4 protein-coding genes and 1 pseudogene are annotated in these 5,478 nt (G+C 42.1%); 4 read left to right on the forward strand and 1 reads right to left on the reverse strand.

Features of this window, described 5'->3' with window-relative positions; genetic code table 11:
- Window positions 1–1,447 (forward strand): annotated as a pseudogene (locus tag ABPH35_RS10305) (IS66 family transposase); the annotation flags it as partial.
- Window positions 1,448–1,681: 234 nt separating this feature from the next.
- Here ABPH35_RS10305 and ABPH35_RS10310 read toward each other — a convergent pair.
- Window positions 1,682–2,635, reverse strand: a complete 954-nt coding sequence (locus ABPH35_RS10310) for a polysaccharide deacetylase family protein (RefSeq protein WP_349989605.1) — start codon at window positions 2,633–2,635, stop codon at window positions 1,682–1,684.
- Window positions 2,636–2,834: 199 nt separating this feature from the next.
- Between ABPH35_RS10310 and ABPH35_RS10315 the strand changes: the two genes are divergently transcribed.
- From ABPH35_RS10315 to ABPH35_RS10325, 3 genes are all read left to right on the forward strand, one after another.
- Window positions 2,835–4,121, forward strand: coding sequence for a homoserine dehydrogenase (locus tag ABPH35_RS10315; protein WP_349989606.1), 1,287 nt, complete (start codon window positions 2,835–2,837; stop codon window positions 4,119–4,121).
- Between the two features lies 1 nt (window position 4,122).
- A complete protein-coding gene (gene thrB / locus ABPH35_RS10320) occupies window positions 4,123–4,992 on the forward strand; it encodes a homoserine kinase (RefSeq protein ID WP_349989607.1) in 870 nt (289 codons plus the stop codon).
- A gap of 134 nt (window positions 4,993–5,126) precedes the next feature.
- Window positions 5,127–5,478 (forward strand): transposase family protein (locus ABPH35_RS10325; RefSeq protein ID WP_368849736.1); only part of this gene is annotated, 352 nt, incomplete at its 3' end.

Below are 5,478 nucleotides of genomic sequence, written 5' to 3' on the forward strand. Positions count from 1 at the left end.
GAGGAAAGCCTACCAGAAGAAGAATCTGACTTGCCCAGTTGAAACAGAAAACATTACCTACAAATGCAAGAAGGCTAAGGGAGTTCGTCAGGCTATTTTTAGTCAATTCACTCCAGAGATTGTTCATCACGAATTACAGGGTGAAGACTGCACTTGTCCAGACTGCCATGGTCAGTTGAAGGAGATTGGCTCAACTGTTCAACGACAAGAGTTGGTCTTCATTCCTGCACAATTAAAGCGGATTGACCATGTCCAACACGCTTACAAGTGTCAGGCATGTAGTCAGAAGAATCTGAGCGATAAGATTATCAAGGCTCCTGTTCCTAAGGCTCCTTTAGCACATAGCTTTGGGTCAGCCTCCATCATTGCCCATACGATTCATCAGAAGTTCAATCTGAAGGTGCCAAATTATCGGCAGGAAGAGGAATGGCATAAGCTTGGCTTGCCCATCACACGGAAAGAAATAGCGAACTGGCACATCAAGTCTAGTCAGTATTATTTCGAGCCAATTTATGATCTGTTGCACGAGAAATTACGGAAACAGCCTATTCTCCATGCGGATGAAACCTCCTATAAGGTCTTAGAAAATGATAGCCAGCTGACCTATTATTGGACTTTCTTATCTGGCAAGCATGAAGAACAGGGCATCACGCTCTATCATCATGATAAGCGACGGAGTGGTTTAGTTGTGAAGGAGTTTCTTGGGGATTACGCAGGCTATGTACATTGTGACATGTTACGGCAGTAACTTAGGACTTTAGTCCTCTAGTTCTGCCTATGCGATAGCAGTCCAAGGTTTAGGAGCGAAGCGATGCTAAGCTTGGTTAACTGCGAACCGCTGAGTACTTACCGTCAGTTGAATCAGGCTGAATTAGTGGGTTGTTGGGCGCATGTCAGAAGAAAGTTCTTCGATGCAACCCCTAAGAAAGCGGACAAGACCTCTTTAGGGGCTAAGGGATTAGCCTATTGCGATCGCCTATTTGCCTTGGAGCATGACTGGGCAGATTTGTCTAGCGAGGAGCGACTGCATAAACGTCAGATAGAGTTGGCGCCCTTGATAGACGAGTTCTTTGCCTGGTGTCGTGCTCAAGCAGTCTTGCCAGGTTCTAAATTGGGTATTGCCTTAGAGTATAGCCTTAAATATGAAACCACCTTCCGAACCATTCTCTCGGACGGCAACTTAGTCCTGTCTAACAATATAGCAGAGAGGGCTATGAAGACTTTGGTTATGGGGCGTAAAAATTGGCTTTTCTCTCAAAGCTTTGAGGGAGCCAAGGCGACAGCTATCATCCTTAGTCTTTTGGAAACAGCTAAGCGACACGGCCTTGATTCAGAGAAATATATGACCTATCTTCTAGACAATCTACCTAACGAGGAGACGCTCGCTAAAAAGGAAGTTCTAGAGGCTTATTTATCATGGGCTGAACAAATTCAGAACTACTGCAAATAGGAAAAGTTCCAGAGTCAAAGCGACTTTGGAACTTTTCAATATACTTCGTTATGGGGCGGTTACAATAAATTGACAATCACCAAGGAAATATCTGTTTAAGTAATATAATAACGAAAAACAAATCTTTGAGGAGAGCATTGTGTTCAGATTTTGGTATTAAATAAGTATTAGATAAAGGTTTTAACATATAATAAAAGCCCGTTGTTACGGACTTTCGCAATGAAGTTATCATTATTTCTCAATAATCTGCAACAAGAGTTCTGCCGTTGTGACTGGAAGAATTCGTATGCGATTTAAGGTAAGGAATCCGTCTGCGGCAGAAGCAAGACCTTCGTTGGTCGTTACTCCTAACTTGTAGTGAGTATTCTCGACCGTTTGGATGGTCTGATTAGAATAGCGACCGGCTGGATAGGCTATTGCGATAGTATCTTGATTCAGTTGTCGGTCTAAATAATCTTTAGAGTCTTTTAGTTCGGTTTCTTGGGCTTCTAGTGTGCTATATTCCAAATCTGGGTGATTGACAGTATGGCTCTGGAAGGACATTCCATTTGCTTGCATTTCTTTGATTTGTTCTAATGTCAAATGATCTGGCTGTATATCAGTAACACCTGTAATGACGTTATTGGTTGCAGTCATATTGTATTGTTTTAACAAGGGATAGGCGATACTGTAGAAGTCCCAAAGGCTGTCATCAAAGGTAAGCCAGACAACTTTCTTACCCTTTGGAAGGACATTTTCAGTTAGAATTTTGTAAGCCTCTTCGGGTGTGAGAGTATAGTAGCCTGCTTCTTTCAAGGCTTTCAAATGGCTCTCAAAGGTAGTCGGATCGACAATCAAATTCGCATTTGTGGCTTCTTCAGGCGCCATGACATGAATAGCGTGGTACATGAGAATTGGTATTTTGACAGGAGCTTCTTGTTTTTCCCAGACAATGTTCCCCTTCTCAGTAGCGGCTGTATCACTATTTGTGGAAGAGGAGCTGCTCGAATCTTGAGGTATCTGACTGATTTGACTTGTTGTTGAGGGAGTTGGTGTAGTGAGCGCCAAGAGCCAATCACGTTTAATATAGAGAGTGAGAGAAATGGCTAGAATAGCAGCTAGCGCCAGAAAAACACCCCAAAAGTTCTTCCTGTACTGTTGACGTTTTCCATTTCTACGACGGGTTCGACTTCGTTGTGCTGCCATGGCAACCTCCTTTTTTCATTGATCTAGTCATTTTTCTACAGACCTGTCTTTTAGGCAAAATACACCAACGAGATAGCGATAGTTTGATGGACTAGGGTATTATTCTACTATTTTTTAATATATTTCTATTATACCAAATTTTTTGCCAATTTCTCTCATTATCTGCTATAATAGTAGAAATACTTTTTAAGGAGTTTGTATGTCGGTTAAGATTGGATTATTAGGATTTGGAACGGTAGCAAGTGGGATTCCGTTCCTACTGAAGGAAAATGCTGAAAAGATTCAGCAAGCTGCACAAGATACGATTGAAATTGCAAAAGTATTGGTACGGGACGATGCGGAAAAAGAACGCTTAGAAGCAGCAGGACACGACTATTATTTTGTGACAAATGTAGATGAGATTTTGGCTGATAAGGATATTCAGATTATTGTTGAACTGATGGGGCGTATCGAGCCTGCCAAAACCTTTATTAGTCGTGCTTTGGAGTCTGGGAAACACGTTGTCACAGCTAATAAAGATTTACTGGCTGTTCACGGAAGTGAGTTGCGGATGTTAGCTGAGAAGAACAATGTCGCACTGTATTATGAAGCAGCTGTTGCGGGCGGCATTCCTATTTTGCGTACCCTGTCAAATTCATTGGTATCTGACAAAGTAACCCGTATCCTAGGTGTCCTCAATGGTACCTCAAACTTTATGATGACTAAAATGGTAGATGAGGGTTGGACCTATGAAGAAGCCTTGAAAACAGCTCAAGAATTAGGATATGCAGAATCTGATCCAACCAATGATGTCGAAGGAATTGATGCGGCCTACAAAGCCGTTCTCCTCAGTCAATTTGGTTTTGGAATGACAATTGATTTTGACAATGTTGAGCATAAGGGAATCTCGACTATTTCACCAGATGATGTAGCGGTAGCACAGGAATTGGGTTATGTTATCAAATTGGTTGGTGATATTCGAGAAACAGCCTCTGGTTTGTCAGCTGAAGTGTCACCAACCTTCTTGCCAAAACAACACCCCTTGGCAAGTGTCAATGGTGTGATGAATGCTGTATTTGTCGAGTCAATCGGAATTGGTCAATCCATGTACTATGGGCCAGGAGCTGGTCAAAAACCAACAGCAGCTAGTGTAACAGCAGATATTATTCGTATTATTCGTCGTTTGAAAGACGAGACAGTTGGGAAAGCCTTTAATGAATTTTCTCGTCCGCTTCAAATTGCAGCCCCAAGTGATGTGCGTAGTGAGTATTATTTCTCTATCTTGGCACCAGACAAAAATGGGACCTTGCTCCAATTGGCTGAGATTTTCAATGCTGAAGAAATTTCCTTCAAGCAAATTCTCCAACAGGCTTCTGATGGTGAGCAGGCACATCTTGTTGTCGTGACCCATAGTATGAGTAAAACTCAGTTAGAACGTGTGACAAACAACTTAGCAGAAGCAGCTGATTTTACGCTTCAAAATTCCTTTAAGGTGCTGGGGGAATAAGATGAAAATTACCGTACCAGCAACCAGTGCCAATATTGGACCAGGTTTTGATTCTGTCGGTGTTGCGCTATCAAAATATTTAACAATTGACATTGTCAAACCGCAAGATGAATGGTTTGTCGAGCATGATTTAGAATTTGTGCCTTCTGATCAATACAATCTACTTATCAAAACGGCCTTGAAGGTTTGTCCAGACTTGCAACCTCATCATGTGCGGATGACGAGTGATATTCCGCTTGCACGTGGACTTGGTTCCTCTAGTTCTGTCATCGTAGCAGGAATTGAACTAGCAAATCAATTAGCTCATCTAGCATTGACAGATGAGGAAAAATTGCGTTTGGCAACAGAAATTGAAGGGCATCCAGACAATGTAGCGCCTGCGATTTTTGGGAATTTGGTTATCTCCAGCTATGTCAATAAAAAAGTGGCAAAGATTGTCACGGATTTTCCAGCAGCTAGTTTTGTTGCCTTTATTCCTAGCTATCCCTTGCGTACGAGTGAGAGTCGTGGTGTCTTGCCAACACAATTTTCATCGAAAAAAGCTGTTGCAGCAAGCTCCATTGCCAATGTGGCTATTGCGGCGTTGCTAACAGGCGATTTGGTTGAAGCTGGAAAAGCGATTGAAGCAGATATGTTTCATGAGCCGTTTCGTCAAAAACTGGTTCAGGAATTTTACCCGATTCGTCAACTAGGTCATGAATTAGGCGCTTATGCAACCTATCTATCAGGAGCAGGGCCAACCGTCATGGTCCTAGCAAATAAAGAAAATGAACAGGTTATCAAAGAAGCTATTGATGCTCTTTCCTTAGATGGCGAGTGTGTTATTTTGTCGGTGGATCGACAAGGTGTCCGTACAGAAGAATCAAGATAGGATTTTCAAAAAGGAACAGGGGAATTCTCCTTTTGTTCACGACAAACGCATGAAGAAAGTTTCGTTTTCAGATAACAGTTTCATAAACTAAGTTCGAATCCTTTGCTATACTAGAGATAGTGGAGGATTTTGTTATGAATGAGATACTGGATTTCTTGATAGGTGTCCGTGATGATAGAGAATCCTGGAAAATTAAGCACACATTGTCAGATATTGTCTTGCTTATTTTCTTTGCGCGTCTATCAGGTGCAGAATATTGGGATGAAATTGAGGAGTTTGGGACTGCCTATGAGTCTTCCTTGCGAACCGTGTTGGGGTTAGAAAATGGGATTCCGTCTCACGATACGCTGCAACGAGTCTTTGCGACTCTAGATCCTCAAGTTCTAGTAGAAGTGACACAGATGTGGTCTGCTCTTCTTGAAGAGGCAGAGGTATCAGCTAAACATTTTACTCGTTTTTCGAAACGCCTGATAGCCATTGACGGAA

The sequence above is a fragment of the Streptococcus handemini genome, from assembly GCF_040984445.1.
GTDB lineage: Bacteria > Bacillota > Bacilli > Lactobacillales > Streptococcaceae > Streptococcus > Streptococcus handemini.

Coding starts and splice junctions, on each gene's coding strand:
- thrB (WP_349989607.1), top strand. CDS start 4,123: ATGAAAATTACCGTACCAGCAACCAGTGCCAATATTGGACCAGGTTTT.
- ABPH35_RS10315 (WP_349989606.1), top strand. CDS start 2,835: ATGTCGGTTAAGATTGGATTATTAGGATTTGGAACGGTAGCAAGTGGG.
- ABPH35_RS10310 (WP_349989605.1), bottom strand. CDS start 2,635: ATGGCAGCACAACGAAGTCGAACCCGTCGTAGAAATGGAAAACGTCAA.